Source organism: Micromonospora sp. NPDC048999, assembly GCF_040649295.1.
GTDB lineage: Bacteria > Actinomycetota > Actinomycetes > Mycobacteriales > Micromonosporaceae > Micromonospora.
In genome coordinates, this window is the sequence record NZ_JBEZFI010000011.1 from 28,683 (window position 1) to 48,795 (window position 20,113).

The window sequence follows — 20,113 nt, forward strand, 5'->3', positions numbered from 1 at the left end:
CGCGGCCGCCCGGAGGCCGCGCGGATCGGGATCGTCTCCCGTCCACCGTGAGCTGATCGAAGGTTGTCTCTCGAAAAAGTACCGGGAGTTTTCCGAATTCTCAACGGCGGGGCCGGCAAGGACCGACCCCACCGTCGTCGGGTGGGCGCCTACCGGCAGTGTTCGAGGTAGGTGGCGTGGTCGAAGTCGGCGTGGACGCCGTCGTTGCCGAGATCCTGCACCCATAGGCCGAGGAAGGCGCCGGTGAAGCCCCAGGCCGCCGGTTCGTCGTCGATGATCAGCGCGGCGTGCTCGTCGGAGAGGATCATCGCGTCCAGTTCCACCGGCAGCTCCCGCCAGCCGGCGCCGAGGTCGTAGCCGAAGCGCACCACCGGCCCGTCGAACTCGGCGCGCAGACCGACCCGAGCCGCGGCGGCGACGTCGACGGTGAGGTCCGGGTGGACGATCCGCCGCCCCCGGTCGCAGCTGAGCAGCTCCAGCACCACTCGGCCGTCGTCTGACCGGGTCAGGTAGAGGTAGTGCCAGTTCATGGTGTTGTAGTAAGCGGTGAGACCGGCCAGGTGCCGGTGGTTGACCGGGTCGAACTCGACCACGGTCTCCAGCGAGCAGCGCGTCGCACCGACCCGCCGGCCGACCAGGCTGGGCGTCTGCTTGCCGACCGGCGACTGTCCGCCGTAGATCCGCAGGTGGGACGGGCGTGCCCGCAGGTCCAGCCAGTCCGGACTCGCCGGGCGGCGCAGCGTCGACCAGCACGTGGCCAGTTGGGGAGCGTCGAAATGGTCGGTCGCCGGCTCGTCCGGCCAGGGGTGCGCGGGCAGGTCCGGCGCGGGAATGGCCTCTGCCGGCACGCCACCGGGGATCCGCGGCCACTCGCCGGTGGGCCAGTCGACCTTCTGGATCGCGGTCTCCCGTCCGAGCACGCACTTGCCCCGCTGGGTGTAGGGGCGGCCCACCAGGTGAGCCAGGTACCACTCGCCGTGCTGGGTCTCCACCAGACTTCCGTGCCCGGCCTTCTGTAGCCTCAGCTCCGGACGGCCCGCCGAGGTGAGCAGCGGACCGTGCGGGTCGGCCAGGTAGGGGCCGTGCAGGTGACGTGACCGGGCGACGGTGACCTGGTGTTCCCAGCTGGTGCCACCCTCGGCGGTGACCAGCCAGTACCAGCCGTCCCGCTGGTGCAGGTGCGGCCCCTCGGTCAGGCCCGCGGAGGTGCCGCGGAAGATGATTCGGGCCTCGCCGACCAGCCGGCGCTGCTCAGGGTCGTAGCGCTGGATCTCGATACCGCCGAAGCGATCGCGCCCCGGGCGCCAGTCCGCGCTCATGCTCAGCAGCCAGGTGCTCCCGTCGGAGTCGTGGAAGAGCGAGGCGTCGAAACCGTGCGCGTGCAGCTTCACCGGGTCCGACCACGGCCCGGTGATGTCCGGGGCGGTGACCAGGTAGTTCTGCGGGTCCCAGTAGCCGCTGGAGAAGCTGGCGACGTCGCTGTAGACCAGGTGGAACAGGCCGTCGTGGTACGACAGGTCGGGGGCCCACACGCCGTTGGAGTCCCCGCAGCCGCGCAGGTCCAGCAGGCGACGGTCGGTGATGATGCCGCCCAGCGCGCGCCAGTGGACGAGGTCGCGGGAGTGGTGGAGGCGGACGCCCGGATACCACTCGAAGGTCGAGGTGGCCAGGTAGTAGTCGTCACCCACCCGCAGGATCGAGGGGTCCGGATGGAACCCGGTGAGGACCGGGTTGCGGATCGCCCGGGCGATGGTGGCCACGTCCGTGAGCTCGGTCGGCATGCCTGGTTCCTCCGGTCGAGGTCCTGAAGATGAACTTCCGGAAGTGAGCTGCCCGGAAGTTTCCGAAAGCTCGTCCCACCGTATCGGTTCGGGTTGAGATAGGACAGAGGCCTTGACCTGGAAGGTGCGGCGTCATAACGTGCCCGCCAACAATCAAGAATACCGGCACCCGACCGGAAGTTCCGGGGTCGGGCCGCCGTGGCGGCCGGGGTCGGGAAGCTTCCCGTCGAGGCTCGGGCGATGATGGAGGGGCGACCCGTGGCCTCGGACGATTCCCGGAAAGTCACCATCGCGACGATCGCGCGCCTGGCCGGCGTCTCGGTGCCCACCGTCTCGCGGGTCATCAACGGGCGCTCCGACGTCGCGCCGCAGACCCGGGAACGGGTCGAGGAGTTGCTCAGCCGGCACGGCTACCGCCGCCGCCCGCCGAGCATGCGGGCCAGCTCCGGCCTGATCGATCTGGTCTTCAACGACCTGGACAGCCCGTGGGCGGTCGAGATCATCCGTGGGGTCGAGGATGTCGCACACGCGGCCGGCATCGGCACCGTGGTGTCCGCGATCCATCGGCGCAGCTCGTCGGCCAAGAAGTGGCTGGACAACATGCGCACCCGCTCCACCGAAGGGGTCATCTTCGTGACCTCCACCCTGGAGCCGCCGCTACAGGCCGAGCTGCGCCGCCTCAACATCCCCGTCGTCATCGTCGACCCCGCCGGGGTGCCCCCGCAGGAGGCGCCCACGATCGGCGTGACCAACTGGCTGGGCAGTCTGCGCGCCACCGAGTACCTGCTCGGTCTCGGCCACCGGCGGATCGGCTTCATCGCCGGGCCGCCGCAGCTGATGTGTAGCCGTGCGCGCCTCGACGGTTACCGGGCGGCGCTGGAGACGGCCGGTCTCAGCGTTGACGACAGGCTGGTCCGTCCGGGCAACTTCTACCACGAGGCCGGGTTCGCCGGCGGCAGCCAACTACTGCGCCTGCCCGAGCCGCCCACCGCCATCTTCGCCTCCAGCGATCAGATGGCACTCGGCGTCTACGAAGCCGTACGGCAATGCGGCCTACGGGTGCCCGACGACATCAGCGTCGTCGGTTTCGACGACCTGCCGGAGGTTCGGTGGTGCTCCCCGCCGCTGACCACCGTCCGGCAGCCCCTCGCTGAGATGGGCCTGCTCGCGGCCCGTACGGTCCTGCGCCTGGCCCAGGGCGAGCGGATCGAGAGCCCTCGGGTGGAACTGGCCACCGAACTCATCGTCCGCGACAGCGTCGCCCCGCTGCTCGCCTGACTCGGGTGACGGAACAGCGACGGCCGGCAGGTGCGTAGCTCGGCCACGGCGTCAGCGGTGGGGACGGCAGGAGGCCCGGATGACCAGCTCGGTGGGCAGCTGGATGTGCGTGTCGCGCTCGACGCCGCCGATCAGGTCGACGAGCAGGCGCAGCGCCTCGGCGCCCATGCGCTGCAGCGGTTGCATGATCGTCGTGAGTGGTGGGTCGACCAGCGCCGACTCCGGGACGTTGTCGAAGCCGATCACGGACAGGTCGTCGGGCACCGTGAGGCCCAGACGTCTGGCGGTATCCATCGTGGAGATCGCCGAGAGGTCGTTTCCCGCGAAGATCGCGGTCGGCCGATCGGGAAGCGCGAGCAGTTCCGCGGCCGTGTCGGCTGCGCTCTCGATCTTGAACCCGCCGACGCGTACGAGCCTCTCGTCCACTGCCACGTCGGCGTCGGCCATGGCCTTGCGGAAGCCCGCCTCACGCAGGCGCGCCGATTCGAGGTCTGGGCGTCCACTGATGTGTCCGATGCGGCGATGGCCGAGTGACAGGAGGTGGTTGGTGGCGAGCATGGCGCCGGCGAAGTTGTCCGAGTCGACGGTGGGCAGGCCGGATGGGCCTGTGTGGGGGTCGACGGCCACGACGTGGAAGCCCGGCTTGGTCTCGACCACGGTCGGCGTGACGATCACGGCCCCGTCGATGAGCGTGCCGGACAGGCGGGCCAGCGACCGGCGTTCCCACCCGGCGGCGGCGCGGTCGCCCTCGCCGCCGGAGTACGCCAGGAGTTGGTACCCGCTGCCGGCGATCTCCCGAGACGCGCCCTTGAGTAACTCCGTGGAGAACGGCTCAAACTCGGCGACCAGGATGCCCAGCACGTTCGTGCGGTGGCTGCGCAGGCTCTGCGCGCCCAGGCTGGCCTCGTACCCGAGGTCGTGGATGACCTGCTGGACACGTTCCACGGTCGCTTGTGCCACGCCGTACCGGCCATTGACAACTTTCGAAACGGTCGCCACCGAGACGCCGGCGGCACGAGCCACATCCGACATCTTGACGCGCTGCGGAAACGCCACGCCGACGATCATAGAGGGCCTTCCGGGCACCGTCACCAGCGAGTCGAAAACGTTATCGATACCGATTGACATCGAGGTAGGTGGCTGTAAAACTCGCCGGCAGGCCAAGCACCGCGACTGACTAGTCGAGGAGAAATCGATGGCGATAAAGCGCCGCGCAGGCGCCGCCCTGGCGCTGCTGATGACCAGTGGACTCCTTGCCGCCGGATGCAACAGCGGCGACAGTGGAGCGCCCACCGAGAATGAGCTGTACAAGAACCCGGTGACCCTGACCTGGTGGCACAACGCCTCCCAGGACGGGCCCGGCAAGACCTACTGGGAGAAGGTCGCCAAGGACTTCCATGACCTTCACCCGAGCGTCACGATCAAGATCGAGGCGATCGAGACCAACCAACTCCAGCGCACCCGGCTCCCCGCCGCGCTCCTGAGCAATGACCCGCCGGACATCTTCCAGGCGTGGGGCGGTGGCGAGATCCGCGAGCAGGTGGAGGCCGACTACCTCAAGGACATCACCGACCAGGTCAAGGGGGAGGTTGCCAACATCGGCAGCGCCACCGAGATCTGGCAGGTGAATGGCCGGCAGTACGGCCTGCCGTTCCGGATGGGCATCGAGGGCATCTGGTACAACAAGGACATGTTCGAGAAGGCGGGCATCGCCGCTCCGCCGACCACGTTCGATGAGCTCAACGACGCGGTCACCAAGCTCAAGGCGATCAACGTCATCCCGATCGCCGTGGGCGCCGGTGACAAGTGGCCGGCCGCGCACTGGTGGTACAACTTCGCGCTGCGCGCCTGCTCGGTCGACACGCTGAAGAAGGCCTCGGTCGACCGGGTCTTCGACGACCCGTGCTTCGTGAAGGCCGGCGAGGACCTGAAGAAGTTCATCGACACCAAGCCGTTCCAGCCCAACTTCATCGCCACGCCGGGCCAGAACGACCCGACCAGCGCGAACGGCCTGCTCGCCAACGGCAAGGCCGCGATGGAACTCATGGGCGACTGGAACAGGGGCACCCTGGACAGTGTCGCCACGGACAAGGCCGCCCTGGCCAAGTTCCTCGGCTGGTTCCCCGTGCCGGCGATCGCCGGATCCGCGGGTGACCCGAAGGCGGCCCTCGGCGGCGGCGACGGCTTCGCCTGCGCCAAGAACGCCCCGGCCGAGTGCGTCGAGTTCCTCAAGTACATCGTGAGCCCCGACGTGCAGAAGGCCTACGCCGACACCGGGACCGGTCTACCCGTCGCCAAGGGCGCGGAGGGCGGGGTCGAAGATCCCGCGCTGAAGTCCATCCTGGAGGCCACGTCCAACGCGACCTACGTACAGCTCTGGTTGGACACGGCCTTCGGCAGCACGGTCGGCAACGCGATGAACGATGGGATCGTCGCCATCTTCGCGGGCACCGGCACGCCCGAGCAGGTTGTCTCGGCCATGAAGGCGGCCGCAAGCAAGTGACCTCCACCAACCCAACCCTGAACCCCGCCGGCGGCGCTTCCGCGCCGCCGGCGGGTCTCCGGCCGGCCGGACGTTCGTCCGCCCGCGCGGCCGGCACTCGACGCAAGTGGTACGAGATCATCGGTCTCACGACGCCGGCCGTCGTCGTCTACGTGATGTTCGTGCTGGTGCCGATGGGCTTCGCGGTCTACTACAGCCTCTACCGCTGGCGTGGGGTAGGACCGCCCACCGAGTACGTCGGTTTCAACAACTACAAGCTCGCCTTCCAGGATCCGATCTTCCTCGACGCGTTGCGCAACAACGCCATCATCGTGTTCGGGTCGCTGCTGATCCAGGGCCCCGTCGCCCTGGGCATCGCCCTGCTGCTCAACCGCCGCTTCCGCGGACGCGCCGTGTTCCGCCTGCTGGTGTTCGTGCCCTACGTGCTCGCCGAAGTCACCGTCGGCATCATGTGGAAGCTGATCCTGACCACCGACGGCACGGTCGACCAGCTGCTGCGATCGCTGGGACTGGGCAGCATGGTGCAGGCGTGGCTCGCCGACCTCGACGTCGTGATCTGGACGCTGCTGTTCGTCCTCACCTGGAAGTACGTCGGCTTCGCCATCATCCTCCTGCTCGCCGGCCTGTCGAACGTGCCGGACGAGCTGACCGAGGCCGCCGCGATCGACGGCGCGAGCTGGTGGCAGATCCAGCGACACATCACGCTTCCGCTGCTGGGCCCGACGATCCGGATCTGGATGTTCCTGTCGATGATCGGTTCGCTGCAGATCTTCGACATGATCTGGGTGACCTCGGTACCCGCGGTGCGGTCGCTCGGCGCGTCGGCCACCATGGCGACATACATGGTGGACAACGGGTTCTTCGCCCGACTGTGGGGCTACGGCAACGCGGTGGCCGTGATCCTGTTCGTCATCTCGTTCGTCGCGGCCCTGCTGTTCCAGCGCTTCCTGCTCCGTCGGGACATCGAGGGCGCCCTCACCCGGAAGGTGAACTGACCGTGGCCGCGAACGCCCTACCCTCACCGTCCTCCGCGCGCCGCCCGGTGTCGTGGAGCACCCCGCTCACGTACGCGCTGGCGCTCGCGGTCGCGGGCGTGTCGATCGCCCCGGTGATCTATGTGATCGTCGGCGGCTTCCGTACCACCCCGCAGATCGTCGCGGACCCGGCCGGGCTGCCCGACCCCTGGGTCTGGGACAACTACGCCAGGGTGTTGACGCAGAGCAACTTCTGGCAGCAGGCGTTCAACAGCGCGGTGATCGCCCTGGGCACGACGCTCGGCGTCGTGGTGCTCGGTGTCTGCGCCGCGTTCGTGCTCGCCCGGTACACGTTCCGCGGGCGTGAGGTGCTCTACACCTTCTTCACCCTCGGGCTGCTCTTCCCGGCCGGGGCGGCGATCCTGCCGCTCTACCTCATGTTGCGCGACCTGAGCCTGACCAACTCCTACTACGCCGTGATCCTCCCGCAGGTCGCCTTCTCCTTGCCGCTCACGATCGTGATCCTGCGGCCCTTCCTGTCCGCCATCCCCCGCGAGTTGGAGGACGCCGCCGCGATCGACGGCACCGGCCGGCTCGGCTTCCTCTGGCGCATCGCGCTGCCGCTGTCGCGGCCCGCGCTCGTCACCGTCGGGGTCCTCGCGTTCGTGGCGAGCTGGAACGCGTTCCTCCTGCCGCTGCTGGTCCTCAGCGATGTCAACCTGCACACTCTGCCGTTGGGCGTGCAGAACTTCTCCAGCCAGTACACCACCGACACGGCGGGTGTCCTCGCCTTCACGTCGCTGGCAATGCTGCCGGCACTGCTCTTCTTCACGCTCGCCGAGAAGCAGATCGTCGGTGGCCTGCAGGGCGCGGTCAAGGGCTGAACGACAGCGGTACGAGCACAACCAGGAAAGAGGCACAGCATGACTGAGGTCCGCGGGACGGTGGACGGGCCGGCGCCGGCTCAGGCAGGTCCGGACCACGACCGGCCGGACGGGCACGACGGCGAGGCACGCGTACGCGAGCTGCTCGGCCGGATGACGATCGAGGAGAAGATCGCGCAGCTCGTCGGCTTCTGGGAGAAGGAAGACGGCGAGGCCGTCGCACCGCTGCAGGGCGAGTTCGGCGACGTCGCCAAGCTCGAGGACTTTTCCCGGCACGGGCTCGGCCACCTCACCCGGGCCTATGGCACACGTCCCGTTGACGCCGCCGCGCGCGCATCATGGCTGTGGAAGTTCCAGTCGGACCTGGTGACGGGCACGCGGCTCGGCATACCGGCGATCGTCCACGAGGAGTGTCTCACCGGGCTGTCGGCGTGGCGGGCGGCCACCTTCCCCACCCCACTGGCGTGGGGTGCCGCGTTCGATCCCGAACTCGTCACCGAGATGGCCGCGGCGATCGGGGCGTCGATGCGGGACCTGGGCATTCACCAGGGACTCGCCCCGGTGCTCGACGTGATCCGCGACCCGCGCTGGGGTCGGGTCGACGAGTGCATCTCCGAAGACCCCTACCTGGTCGGGACCGTCGGCACGTCGTACGTGCGTGGCCTGCAGTCGCAGGGGGTGCACGCCACCTTGAAGCACTTCGCCGGCTACTCCGCCTCGCGCGCCGGGCGCAACTTCGCCCCCGTGCACGCCGGCCCGCGGGAGCTCGCCGACGTGCTGTTCCTCCCGTTCGAGATGGCGATCCTCGACGGCAACGCGCGCTCCGTCATGCACTCGTACGCCGAGATCGACGGCGTGCCCGTCGCCGCCGACCCGACGATGCTGACCGGCGTGCTGCGGGACAGGTGGGGCTTCGACGGCACGGTGGTGGCCGACTACTACGGCGTGGCGTTCCTGAACCTGCTGCACCACGTCGCGGGCGACCACGCGGAGGCGGCCGTGCAGGCGCTGACCGCCGGTGTCGACATCGAGCTGCCGACGGGCGACGCCTACCTGACCCTGCGGGAGACGGTGCGGGCCGGCACGCTCGACGAGGCGCTCATCGACCGGGCCGTGCTGCGGGTCCTGCGCCAGAAGCTGGACCTCGGGCTGCTCGACGCCACCTTCACCGACGAACCGCCCCAGGTGGTCGACCTCGACTCGCCCGAGCACCGGTCGATCGCGCGCCGCCTGGCGGAGGAGTCGATCGTCCTGGTCGCCAACCGGGACGTGCTTCCGCTGCCCCCGGGGCGACGCGTGGCGGTCATCGGCCCGAACGCCGACCGGCAGGGCGCGCTCTTCGGGTGCTACTCGTTCCTCAACCATGTGCTCGTCCAGTATCCCGACGTGGAGACCGGCATCGAGGTGCCGACCGTGCTCGACGCGATGCGTGCCGAGTTCGGTGCCGATCTCGTCACCTGGGCACGTGGTTGCGACGTGGACGGCGACGACCGGTCCGGTTTCGACGAGGCAGTCGCCGCGGCGTCCGCCGCGCAGGTCGCCGTGCTGGTCGTCGGCGACCACGCCGGCCTCTTCGGGCGCGGTACGGTCGGCGAGGGCTGCGACCGCGACGACCTGGAGCTGCCCGGGGTCCAGCGCGAGCTCGTCGAGGCGGTGCTGGCGACGGGCACGCCGGTCGTCCTCGTGCTGGTCACCGGCCGGCCGTACGCGATCGGCTGGGCACTGGCGCGGTGCGCGGCGGTGGTCCAGGCGTTCTTCCCCGGCGAGGAGGGTGCCGGTGCGATCGCCGGCGTGCTTTCCGGACGGGTCAACCCGTCGGGCAAGCTGCCGGTCAGCCTGCCCAGCTCGGCGGGGGCGCAGCCGTACTCATACCTGCATCCCACGCTCGGCGAGGGCAGCGAGGTGACCAACCTGTCGGCGGCGCCCGTGGCGCCGTTCGGCCACGGCCTGTCCTACTCGACGTTCGAGCACGCCGACCTGACCGTGCCCGCCACGGTGCCGACCGACGGGGCGCTGCGCGTGACCGTACGCGTGGCGAACACCGGCGCGGTCGCCGGCGACGAGGTGGTCCAGCTCTACGGCCGCGACCTGGTGGCCTCGGTGACCCGGCCGGTGGCGCAGCTGCTCGGCTACCGGCGGGTCCACCTGGCACCGGGCCAGTCGGTGACGGTCGAGCTGACGGTGCCGACCACCCGCCTGGCCTTCTCCGACCGCACGCTCACCCGGGTCGTGGAGCCCGGTGACATCGAACTCTGGGTCGGTACGAGCGCGCGGCGGGACACCCAGGCGCTGACCACGTTGGTCGGCGACACCGTGCCGGTCACCAACGCCTCCCCGCGGTGGACGACGTCCGGAATCAGCTGAGGGAGCGGTCCGCCGGTCGTCCCCGTGGACGACCGGCGGACCCTTTCTCAAGGGATCCGCCGGCCGTGGGCGTCCGGCACCCCTGACTTGCGGAAGAAGTAGGCGTTGATCTGGTCCCGCCACTCCTCGGCGCACCGCAACTGCTCGTCGAGACGCTCCCGCACCCGGGCGTGAACCCCCGGATCGACCACGTCGGCGAGCCGCTCCCACCGTCGTCGCATCGCCGCCACCTGCTCCACCCCGGCGAAGTGAGTGTCGTAGATGTGCTGGATCACCGTTGAGCCGCTGTGCAGCACGTGGCCGTACGGCACGTGGTGGAAGAAGAGCAGCAGCTCATCCGGGCACCGCTCGACCGACTCGTACACGTCGCGCCAGGGCGGCGGGTACTGGCCGGTGAACCCGGTGCCCGACGCCCGGGTGCGGTCGACGCCCACCCCGTCCCGATCGGCGAAGTGGTAGGTGCCCCAGGGGCTGTACTCGTACCCGTCCACGTCGGGCCCGTAGTGGTGGCCGGGCCGGACCATGAATCCGACGCCCAGCGGAGCGGTGTACCGCTCATAGGTACGCCACGAGTCGTCCATGATCCCGCGCAGCGCCCGGCGCACCGGTCCGAGGCCGCCGGACGCCGACCCGGCGAAGGTGAGCTCGATCCACTCGTCCAGCACCGCCACCGGGTCCAGCAGTGGGTCCCAGGCCAGCCGGCCGAAGGCGTACAGGTTCGCCTGCGCCAGCGGGTGCCCGGTCCAGAACGGATCGTCGCCCACATTGGAGACCGCGACCAGACCACCGCCGGCCGCCGAACCGCCGGCGGCCACGTCGGCGACGGTCCGCCCGTCGTCGCCCCACGGCGCGAACCGGAGCACCTCGCTCCACCAGGGGGCCAGGTAGCACACGTGGCGCTGCTGGCCGGTGTACTCCTGGGTCACCTGGAACTCCACCGCCAGCCGGGTGCCGGGCATGGCCGCGATCACCGGGGAGATCGGCTCCCGCGGCTGGAAGTCCATCGGGCCGTGCTTCGCCTGCAGGATCACGTTGTCCCGGAACTGCCCGTCGAGCGGAGCGAAGTGGTCACCGGCGGCGCGGGCCCGGTCGCTCGACCGGTCGCGCCAGTCCTGCCGGTGGTTGTAGACGAAGGCACGCCAGTGCACCACACCCCCGAACGGCGCCAGCGCGTCGGCGAGGAGGTTTGCCCCGTCGGCGTGGCTGCGCCCGTACGCGAAGGGGCCCGGCTGTCCCTCGGAGTCGGCCTTCACCACGTAGCCGCCGAAGTCGGGGATGCTCTCGTACACCCGCTTGGTGGTGTCGGCCCACCACGCCCGCACGCCGTCGTCGAGCGGATCCGCGGCCGGCAGCCCGCCGAGGGCGACGGGCGCGGCGAAGCTGACGGACAGGTGCACCCGGATCCCGTACGGTCGCAGCACGTCCGCGATCGCCGCGACGTCGCCCAGCCGGTCCGTCAACAGTCGCATCTCCGTGGCGTGGACGTTCACGTTGTTCACCGCGACCGCGTTGACGCCGCCGGCCGCCAACAGCCGTCCGTAGGCCCCGACCCGGGTCAGGTCCGCGCGCCGCGCGCCGTTCGCCCAGAAGATCGACCCGCCCGCGTAGCCGCGTTCGACCTGGCCCATCACCGGATGCACGTCGATGTTGTCCCAGTGGTCGAGCATCCGCAGCCGCATCGCCGGCCGGTGCAGCTCCATCGGGCGGGTGAGCCCGAACGCCGCTTCGCCGAGTCGGACGAGGTGGTACAGGCCGTAGAGCAGCCCGGCGGGCGCCTCGGCCAGCACCACCGTGACCTCGGCGTGCCGGGCCAGCAGGAAACCCTCCTCGCCCAGTGCCCCCGCCCCGTGCCGCCGCCGGTACACGACCTCGACCGCCGCAGCGGTGATCGGCAGGAGGCCGGCCGGGACCAGCGCGAGCACCAGGTCGTACGACGTGCCGGCCGCCGGTCGCGCATCGGCCGGCCGGGGCGGCGGCAGGTCCAGACTGCCGCCGTACCGGGCGCACGCCTGGGCTGTCTCGTGGCGCACCGTGTCGACCAGCGCGCCCTCGCCGCAGACCAGAGTGTGCCGCGACCCGAGGGCGCGGAACGCCTCCGGCGGCAGCCAGGCGGCGTGTACGTCGTTCGGCTGTGCGGTATTCACCGGACCTCCGGATCGAGTGGGCCGATCACGCGGACCTCAGGCGTCCTCACGCACGACCACGACCCCCCGCGGGTCGAGGCGGACCGGCCGGCCGCGCTCGACCCGGTCGCCGGTCAGCAGGTCGACGCCGCCGACGCACGCGGCCACCTCGACGGGCTCGGCGCGGTGGTTGAGCAGGAAACGCAGTCGCACGCCGTCGGGAGTGACCCGCACGGCCGTCTCCAGGTCGGGCACGTCCGCGTAGGGGCCGGCCAGGCCGTGCCGGTCGAGCACCCGCCGGACCACCCAGGACACCCCCTGCTGATCCAGGCCCGCGCCGACGTACCAGGCGTCGCCGTCCCCGACCCTGTTGCGGGTGACGGCGGGGGTGCCGGCGTAGAAGTCGGCCTGGTACGTGCCGACCACCTCCGCCCCCTGCGGGATCACCAGCTCGAACACCAGGCGGGACGCCACCTCGACCCGGTCGCTACCCGCCTGCAGCAGCACCGGATTGACGAGCTCCGGCCCGCGGGCGTCCCATTCGTCGACACGTACGCCCATCAACCGGCCCAGCGGGCCGGGCACGTCCATGAGGAAGGCGTTGTCGTTCTCGTCCACCCGGCCGGAGAGGAAGGTGGTCACCACCGAGCCGCCTCGGGCGGCCACCTCCACCAGCCGGTGCGGCAGATCGCCCTTGAGCATGTGCAGCACCGGCGCGACGACCACGTCGTAGTGGGACAGATCGGCGGTCACCGCGACGACGTCGACATCGACCCCCGCGTCCCACAACGCCCGGTGGTAGGCGAGGAGAACCTGCTGATAGCGGACCAGCCGGTTCGGACCGTCGGAGATCTCCAGCGCCCACCAGCTGTCCCAGTCGAACAGCAACGCCACCCGAGCCGGTGTCCGCGCACCCAGGCTCGCCCCGCCGAGCCGGTCGAACTCCGCGCCGAGCTGCGCGACCTCCCGGAACACCCGGGTGTCGGCCCGGCCGGCGTGGCCGATGACCGCCCCGTGGTATTTCTCGCAGGCCCCGCGCGAGGCGCGTAGCTGGAAGAAGAGAACCGCGTCCGCGCCGTGCGCCACCGCCTGCCAGCTCCACAGCCGCATCACGCCGGGCCGCTTCAGCGGGTTGACGTCCCGGCAGGCGGTGTGGCTCGGGGTCTGCTCCATCAGCCAGAACGGCTGACCGTCCTTCAGGCCCCGCATCAGGTCATGGGCCAGCGCCATCCACGAGGGGGAGTGGTCGTCCGGCGGGTAGTTGTCCCACGAGACGAAGTCGAGGTGCGGGGCCCAGCGGTGGTAGTCGATCGGGCGGTACATGCCCATGAAGTTGGTGGTCACCGGAACGTCCGGGCTGGACTCGCGGATCGCCGCCTTCTCGTCGAGGAAGTTGGCCAGCATCGCGTCGGAGCAGAAGCGGAGGTAGTCGAGGGTGATGCCCTGGAAGGCGGTGTGGTCGGGGCCACGCCAGTGCTCGGTCAGAGCCGACGGCGGTTCGATCTGCTCCCAGTCGGTGAAGGTGTGTGACCAGAAGGTCGTGTACCAGGCCGCGTTCAACGCGTCCAGGTTGCCGTACCGGCGGCGCAGCCAGTCCCGGAAGCCCGCGGCGCACAGCTCGCAGTAGCAGGCGCCGCCGTACTCGTTGCCGACGTGCCATGCGACGATCGCCGGGTTGCCGGCGTACCGGGCGGCGACGCGACGAGCCAGCTCGGCGGAGAGCCGGCGGTAGACCGGGGAGCTGGGGCAGGAGTTGTGCCGCTGCCCGAACCGGTGCCGGCGCCCCTCGAAGTCGACGCGGGTGACCTCGGGATGGGCGCGGGCCAGCCACGGCGGGTGGGCGGCGGTGCCGGTAGCCAGGCAGATCTGGCGGCCCTCGCCGCCGGCCCGCTCGACGATCAGGTCCAGCAGCGAGAAGTCGTACACGCCCGGGGCCGGCTGGGTCAGTGCCCAGTCGAAGACGCCGAGGGTGACGGTGTCGATCCGGGCGAGCCCGAACAGTTCGTAGTCCCGCCCCCACACCGGCTCGGCCCACTGCTCGGGGTTGTAGTCGCCCCCGAAGGGCACCTTGGCCGTGACCGGCAGCGTCATCCGATGAACTCCTTCCGGATGGCGGTGATCATCGGGCGGCTGCCGACCAGCAGGGCCAAGGCCAGCACCGCGCCCAGCGCCACGACCACCGCCTCCGAGGCGAGCACGGTCAGGGCGGCGACCGCGACCAGCAGCCCGGCGTTGCCGAGGGTGACGGACGGGGCGCGTACGAGGAAGTACCGGGCCAGCCGCAGGATGTCCCGGAACCGGAAGGAGAACAGTGAGGCGATCACCAGCGCATTGACACCGACCAGGGTCACGCCGGCCCCGACCAGCACGAGCGGCGCCGCCCACCAGCGGGGGACGCTCGCAGCCGGCAGGTGGGCGAGATTCATCGCGATGACGGTCAGCCACAGCAGCAGCGGAACCCAGATTCGCAGGACGTCGGCGAGGTTGGCCCGGTAGCCGCGCCAGAAGACGCGCGCCGGGTGCAGGTCCGTCGGGTCGGGACGCTGGTGGTGAAGCGCGTACAGGGCGGCGGACACGGCCGGGCCGAGCGGCAGCGCGCAGGCCGCGGCCAGCGGGAGGTTGCTGACATCCCGTTCCAGCAGCATCAGCGCGACCAGTCCGGGCGCGGTGGTGACCAGGAGCAGCAGTTCGACCACCAGCACGGTGTAGACCAGCGCCGCGGCGCGGGACAGTGGCCCGTCGCCGAACTGGCGCCGCGCGCCGAAGACGTCGCTCACGTCGTCTCCTCGTCAAGTCCGGCGTCGCGCGGCGACCCGTCGCCGGCGGTGCGGCCGAGCAGCCGGTCGTCGTCCCACCACGGCGGGGTCTCGTCAGTCACCGTGGTCAGCTCGGCCAGGGTCACCTCGTGCCGGGACAGGTGCAGGTCGAGCGCGACCCGGCCGGCCTCGATCGGCAGCCTCGCGTGCCGCCGGGCCGGCTCGGCCGCCTCCCGCAGGGCGTCCAGTTGGCGGGTGTTGGGGGAGGTGGGGCGGCCCATCTCGCACCACGCCGTCCAGGCGTTGCCCACCTCCTCGTCGACCGACGAGCGCAGCAGGAACGCGGCGCCCGACGCGGCCGTGCCCAGGGGCAGCGACAGGCGGACGGTGTGCCGGTCCGGGCCGGGCGTGTCGCCGGCGGCGTCCACCGGTGCCCAAGCCAGTACGGCGATCCGGCCGGTGGCGTCCCGGGTGACCAGGTGGTCCGGGCCGCGGGCGAGGACCTGGTCGCCGAGGCGGGCCATGAACGCGTACAGGTGGTAGGTGGGCTTCTTGATCTGGCGGTGGGTGAGCAGGCCGAACCCGCCGTGGAACAGCGCGGTCGGCACCCCCTCCTCCTCGAACATGTCGCTGAAGGTCCAGTAGGAGAAGGAGTCGACCAGGTCGCCGCCGGTGGCCACCACCGGGGCGAGGTACGCGGCGTGGAAGGCCGTGTCGTGGACCCGGTTGTCGGGCCGGTAGGAGGAGTTGAACTCGGTGATGTGCACCGGCAGGTCCGCGAGCGCGCTGCCGCGCAGGTGTCGCCGTGGGCTGGCGAACTGGTCCAGCAGGCTGGACGCGGGCGCGAGGGTCTGGTGGGTGCCGAACGGCACGTGCTGGGCGGGCCCGGAGGTGTACGCGTGCCGGCTGACGAAGTCGACCGGCACCGAGCGGGCGGTGACGAACTCGGCGAACGGCAGCAGCCACTCGTCCGCGCCGGGGGAGATGGCCGGCCCGCCGACCTGCAGCGCGGCGTCCACCTCCTTGACCGCGTGCGCCGTCACTTCGTAGAGCCGGTGGTAGGCGTCCCGATCGGCGTTCTGCCAGAACACCGTGAGGTTGGGCTCGTTCCACACCTCGATCGGCCAGGTGCGTACCTCGTCGAGCCCGTAGCGGCCCACCAGGTGGGTGAGCGTGGCCCGGACCAGGTCGGCCCAGCCCTGCCAGGACTTCGGCGGGGTGACGTTGCCGCGCCACCAGAACACCGTCTGGTCACCGGAGGCGAGGGCGGCGGGCATGAAGCCCAGCTCCAGGAAGGGCCGGATGCCGAGCTCGAGGTAGGCGTCGATCACCTGGTCGAGGTACGTGAACGCGTACCGCACCTGACGCGACCCCCGGTATTCGTAGGGCCGGTAGATACCCGTGCCGTCGCTGAACAGCCCGTGCCCGCGAATGTGCCGGAAACCGATCTCCCGCTGGACGAGGGCCAGCGACTCCTGGTAGTCGCGCCGCAGGGCAAGCTCGAACCGGCCGGTGCCGACGCAGGCCCGCCACGCGTCGGTCAGCCGGCCCGTGGCCTGTTCCGGTACGACGATCCGCATCCCGATCCTTTCCTCCGCTCTCCGTCCCGCGCACCCGGTCGGGCCCACCGGCGGGCCCGACCGAAGGATGCGGTCAGCCGTGGTTCTTCTGGTAGCGGTCGTACGACTTGTTGACGACGTCCAGGTAGGAGCCCATGTTCTTGCCGTTGAGCTCGGTCACGTAGGCGTCCCACTCGCCGAGGGGGCGCTGGCCGAGGATGAACTTCAGCGTGTTCGTGTAGACGTAGTCCTTCAGCGGCGTCTCCCAGAGGGTCACCTGCTCGCGTTCGGTGTCGCTGAGCGGGTGCGGCGGCGGCACCGCGACGATCGGCCGCGCGTTGAGCACCTTCTGGAACTCCATCTCCTCCTCGGAGAAGAAGGACTGGACCAGCTCAAGGCGGCCACCGTAGGCGAAGATGCCGTTGTAGAAGCCGAAGTCCTTCTGCAGGTGTTTGGTGCCGTTGGGGTTGAGCCCGAGGACGTCGACGTCGGGGGTGAGGGTGCGCTTGCCGGAGGCGTCCTTGGTGTAGGTGGTGCCCTCGACACCCCACTTGGCGAACTCCTGGCCGGTGTCGGAATACCAGAGCCAGTCGATGAACTGCATCATGGCCACGAAGTTCTTGCCGTCGCGGGCCTTCGAGGAGATCATGATGCCGTTCTCGAGCCGGCTCGCCGGGTTCATCGGCCCGGCCGGCCCGATCGGGAACGGAATCTTGGCTATCCGAGCGTTCGGCAGAGTGTTGGCCATGTCGGGGCGGTAGTCGTTGACGATGCTCTGCGCGTTGGCGCTGATGACGAAGGACTTGCCGCTGGCGAGCTTCTGCCGGGCCTGGTCGTCGGTCTGGGTGAAGGTCTCCGGGTCGAGCAGCTTCTCGTCGACCAGTTTGTGCAGGAACTCCAGCATCGCCTTGTACTGCTCGGACGCGCCGGTGTAGACGAACTTCTTGGCGTTCGCGTCCCAGCTGGTGTGCTGGAAATTCCAGCCGGCCCCCTGCAGACCGTAGGCGAGGGCGAGCATGTTCAACAGGTTGCCGGCCGGGTTGGGCTTGCCGAACCGGTCCGAGAACGGGTAAACGTCCGGGTGTGCCGCCTTCATCGCCTTGAGCATGGTGTAGACGTCGTCCCAGGTCTCCGGGACCGGGATCTTGAGCTCATCGAGGATGTCCATCCGGACCGCGAGGGTGTAGTCCTGCCAGGGCTTCTCGTGCAGCCCGGGAAGCAGATAGAACTTGCCGTCCTCCTGGCGCAGCGAGTCGATCTCCGGCTGGAGGTTCCACTTCTCGATCCTGTCCTTGAAGTGGGGCATCAGGTCGAGGTAGTCGCTGACCGGAAGAATCGCGCCGGAGGAGACGTAGGCGTCCTCCTGCGGATGGTAGGTCTTCGGGATGATGAACGGCGCGTCACCGGCGCCGACCAGGACGCTGCGTTTCTGCTCGTAGTCGCTCAGCGGCACGGCGACCGGCTCGATCTTGACGCCGGTCCGCTTGGCCAGCTCTGACCAGAACAGCCAGTCGTCCTTCAACGGGTAGTTCGGATGGTTGTTGTAGAGCATCGAGAAGGAGACCGCCGTGGTGGCCTTGAACTGGTCGCCGACGCCGTACTTGTCCATGGCGCCGGCCCGGTTGCCGGAGAGGTCCTTCTTGTCGTCGGCATCGTCGCTGCAACCGGCCACCGAGACGACGGCGGCCGCGCCGGCGGCGAACAGCAACTGGCGCCGGGAGAGTGGGGCCATGGGGGGATTCCTTTCGGGTGGGGAGCGGTGTGGGTGGTTGCGCCGGCGGTCACCCCTTGACCGCGCCGAGCATGACTCCGGAGACGAAGTACCGCTGGATGAAGGGGTAGACCGCCAGGATGGGCAGGACCGTGAGCACGATCGTCACGGACTGGATCGTGGCCGCGGACTGCACGACGTCGCTGGCGCTGCCGAGGCCACCGCCGACCGAGGTCGCGTCGGTCGCGCCGGCGATGAGGTTGCGCAGATACACGGTCACCGGGAACAGATCCATGCGGTCCATGTACAGGAACGCGGCGAACCAGGAGTTCCAGAAGGAGACGGCGTAGAAGAGCACCATCGTGGCGACCACCGCCTTCGACAGCGGCAGCACGATCCGCAGCAGAATGCCGTACGTGTTCAGCCCGTCGACGGCGGCCGCCTCCTCCAACTCGACCGGCAGGCTCTCGAAGAACGCCTTCATCACGAGCAGGTTGAACACGTTGATGGCGTTGGGCAGCGCGATCGCCCACACGGTGTTCTTCAACCCGAGGCTGGTGACCAGGATGTAGTTGGGGATCAGACCGCCGGTGAAGAACATGGTGAACACGGCGATCCCGACCAGCGCCGTGCGGCCCTTGAGCTGCTTCTTCGACAGCACATAGGCGTAGCAGGTGGTCAGCACGATCGAGACAGCCGTGGCGACGACCGTGTAAACCACCGTGTTGCGGTAGTTCGTCCAGAACATCGGATCGGACATCACGGCCCGGTACGCGACGAGGTTGAACCCGCGCGGGATCAGGTTCACCTCGCCCGACACGATGTACGCGTTGTCGCTGAGCGAGCGGGCCACGATGTTGACGAAGGGATACAAGGTCACCAGCACGACGCCGGTCAGGACGATGGCGTTGACGACCCGGAAGACCCGGTAGCCCCGGCTGGTGTGAGCGCCGTGCCGGCGGCCGGTCGGCGGGGCGGCAGCGCTTTTGTCGATGGTCACCACAGGCTCGTCCCTACCGCCCGCCGGGAGATCGCGTTCGCCGACAGCACCAGCGTCAGCCCGATCACGGACTCGAACAGGCCGATGGCCGCCGCGTAGCTGAAGTTGTTGGAGACGATGCCGACCCGGAACAGGTAGGTGGAGATCACGTCGGCCGTCGGGTACGTCAGCGGGTTGTACAGCAGCAGGATCTTCTCGAAGCCGACCGCCATGAACGTGCCGATGTTGAGGATCAGCAGGGTCACCATCGTCGGCCGGATCCCGGGCAGCGTCACGTGCCAGGTCTGCCGCCACCGGTTGGCGCCGTCGATGCGAGCCGCCTCGTAGAGGTCCTCGTCGACGGCGGTCAGCGCGGCGAGGTAGAGGATGGTGCCCCAGCCGACGGTCTGCCAGACCTCTGAGGAGACGTAGATCGTCCGGAACCACCCGGCCTGTTGCAGGAACGGCACCGCCTCGCCGCCGACGGCGCGGACGAACTGGTTCAACGTCCCGTCCATGGACACCAACTGCATGACCATGGCCGCCACGATCACGATCGACAGGAAGTGCGGCAGGTAGGACACCGACTGGACGAACCGCTTGAGTCGGCGGCTGCGTAGCTCGTTGAGCAGCAGCGCCAGCACGATCGGCAGCGGGAAACAGAACAACAGGGTCAGCGCGCCCAGCACCAGCGTGTTGGTGAACACGTCCCAGAACGTCGAGTCGGTCATGAACATGCGTACGTACCGCAGGCCCACCCAGCGCTCGCCGAACACGCTCCCGCCCGGTTGGAACCGCCGGAAGGCGATCACGTTGCCGAGCATCGGCAGGTAGCGGAAGACCAGGAAGAACAGCAGTGGCAGGACCGCCAGGGAGTAGAGCTGCCAGTCCCGCCGCAGTGCCTGGCGCCAGGTGCGCCGACCGGCGCGGCGGCGGGCCGGGCCGGGCAACCTGCTGTTCACGTGGACCCCCTCGACCGACCCGGGTCAACCCGCGGCCGTCCGGCCCGCGCGGCATCGGCGCGCCGAAACTTTCGGCGACACCACGGTACTTTTCGGCAACCTAGGGGCAGCGACGTGAATGTGTCAAGGGTTGACAAAACCAGGGGAGTTACGCCGCACTCCGGGACGGACGGTGCCGGCGTAAAGGGCCGTCACGTCGGCAGGGAGCCATTTCGGGGTGCATGAGCGTCGATGTCGAC

14 protein-coding genes are annotated in these 20,113 nt (G+C 69.7%); 5 read left to right on the forward strand and 9 right to left on the reverse strand.

The window, feature by feature from the left end:
- Nucleotides 1-149: 149 nt before the first annotated feature.
- Nucleotides 150-1,781 carry a glycoside hydrolase family 43 protein gene (locus AB0C02_RS15095; protein WP_357548461.1) on the reverse strand — a complete coding sequence of 544 codons (1,632 nt, stop codon included), beginning with the start codon at nucleotides 1,779-1,781 and terminating at the stop codon, nucleotides 150-152.
- 258 nt (nucleotides 1,782-2,039) lie between these two features.
- Between AB0C02_RS15095 and AB0C02_RS15100 the strand changes: the two genes are divergently transcribed.
- On the forward strand, nucleotides 2,040-3,059 hold the full coding sequence (locus AB0C02_RS15100) for a LacI family DNA-binding transcriptional regulator (RefSeq protein WP_357548462.1): 1,020 nt from the start codon (nucleotides 2,040-2,042) through the stop codon (nucleotides 3,057-3,059).
- Between the two features lie 51 nt (nucleotides 3,060-3,110).
- On the opposite strand, the gene AB0C02_RS15105 is transcribed toward AB0C02_RS15100, so the two are convergent.
- Complete coding sequence (locus AB0C02_RS15105; RefSeq protein WP_357548463.1) at nucleotides 3,111-4,352, reverse strand: LacI family DNA-binding transcriptional regulator; 1,242 nt, start codon at nucleotides 4,350-4,352, stop codon at nucleotides 3,111-3,113.
- Between the two features lie 25 nt (nucleotides 4,353-4,377).
- Here AB0C02_RS15105 and AB0C02_RS15110 point away from each other — a divergent pair, with 25 nt between their 5' ends.
- From AB0C02_RS15110 to AB0C02_RS15125, 4 genes are read left to right on the forward strand one after another with little or no spacing between them, the layout of a single operon-like run.
- The gene (locus tag AB0C02_RS15110) at nucleotides 4,378-5,562 is read left to right on the forward strand and encodes an extracellular solute-binding protein (RefSeq protein WP_357548465.1); all 1,185 of its coding nucleotides are present in this window, start codon (nucleotides 4,378-4,380) and stop codon (nucleotides 5,560-5,562) included.
- On the forward strand, nucleotides 5,559-6,557 hold the full coding sequence (locus AB0C02_RS15115; protein ID WP_357548467.1) for a sugar ABC transporter permease: 999 nt from the start codon (nucleotides 5,559-5,561) through the stop codon (nucleotides 6,555-6,557). The genes AB0C02_RS15110 and AB0C02_RS15115 overlap by 4 nt, the downstream gene beginning before the upstream one ends.
- Complete coding sequence (locus AB0C02_RS15120) at nucleotides 6,554-7,420, forward strand: carbohydrate ABC transporter permease (protein ID WP_357548628.1); 867 nt, start codon at nucleotides 6,554-6,556, stop codon at nucleotides 7,418-7,420. The genes AB0C02_RS15115 and AB0C02_RS15120 overlap by 4 nt, the downstream gene beginning before the upstream one ends.
- A 39-nt stretch (nucleotides 7,421-7,459) precedes the next feature.
- Nucleotides 7,460-9,784, forward strand: coding sequence for a glycoside hydrolase family 3 N-terminal domain-containing protein (locus tag AB0C02_RS15125; RefSeq protein WP_357548468.1), 2,325 nt, complete (start codon nucleotides 7,460-7,462; stop codon nucleotides 9,782-9,784).
- A gap of 47 nt (nucleotides 9,785-9,831) precedes the next feature.
- Here the strand turns inward: AB0C02_RS15125 and AB0C02_RS15130 are convergent, their stop codons facing one another.
- The 7 genes from AB0C02_RS15130 to AB0C02_RS15160 form a co-directional block, all read right to left on the reverse strand.
- Nucleotides 9,832-11,928 carry an alpha-glucuronidase gene (locus AB0C02_RS15130; RefSeq protein WP_357548470.1) on the reverse strand — a complete coding sequence of 699 codons (2,097 nt, stop codon included), beginning with the start codon at nucleotides 11,926-11,928 and terminating at the stop codon, nucleotides 9,832-9,834.
- 36 nt (nucleotides 11,929-11,964) lie between these two features.
- A complete protein-coding gene (locus tag AB0C02_RS15135) occupies nucleotides 11,965-13,998 on the reverse strand; it encodes a beta-galactosidase (protein ID WP_357548472.1) in 2,034 nt (677 codons plus the stop codon).
- Entirely contained in the window at nucleotides 13,995-14,684 is a 690-nt protein-coding gene (locus AB0C02_RS15140) for a DUF624 domain-containing protein (RefSeq protein WP_357548474.1), read from the reverse strand. The genes AB0C02_RS15135 and AB0C02_RS15140 overlap by 4 nt, the downstream gene beginning before the upstream one ends.
- The gene (locus AB0C02_RS15145; RefSeq protein ID WP_357548476.1) at nucleotides 14,681-16,243 is read right to left on the reverse strand and encodes a xylan 1,4-beta-xylosidase; all 1,563 of its coding nucleotides are present in this window, start codon (nucleotides 16,241-16,243) and stop codon (nucleotides 14,681-14,683) included. The genes AB0C02_RS15140 and AB0C02_RS15145 overlap by 4 nt, the downstream gene beginning before the upstream one ends.
- Before the next feature lie 73 nt (nucleotides 16,244-16,316).
- Nucleotides 16,317-17,954, reverse strand: a complete 1,638-nt coding sequence (locus AB0C02_RS15150) for an extracellular solute-binding protein (RefSeq protein WP_357548480.1) — start codon at nucleotides 17,952-17,954, stop codon at nucleotides 16,317-16,319.
- Between the two features lie 49 nt (nucleotides 17,955-18,003).
- Nucleotides 18,004-18,933 carry a carbohydrate ABC transporter permease gene (locus AB0C02_RS15155; protein WP_357548482.1) on the reverse strand — a complete coding sequence of 310 codons (930 nt, stop codon included), beginning with the start codon at nucleotides 18,931-18,933 and terminating at the stop codon, nucleotides 18,004-18,006.
- Nucleotides 18,930-19,874, reverse strand: a complete 945-nt coding sequence (locus AB0C02_RS15160) for an ABC transporter permease subunit (RefSeq protein WP_357548484.1) — start codon at nucleotides 19,872-19,874, stop codon at nucleotides 18,930-18,932. Before AB0C02_RS15160 ends, AB0C02_RS15155 begins: the two co-directional genes overlap by 4 nt.
- Nucleotides 19,875-20,113: the final 239 nt, after the last annotated feature.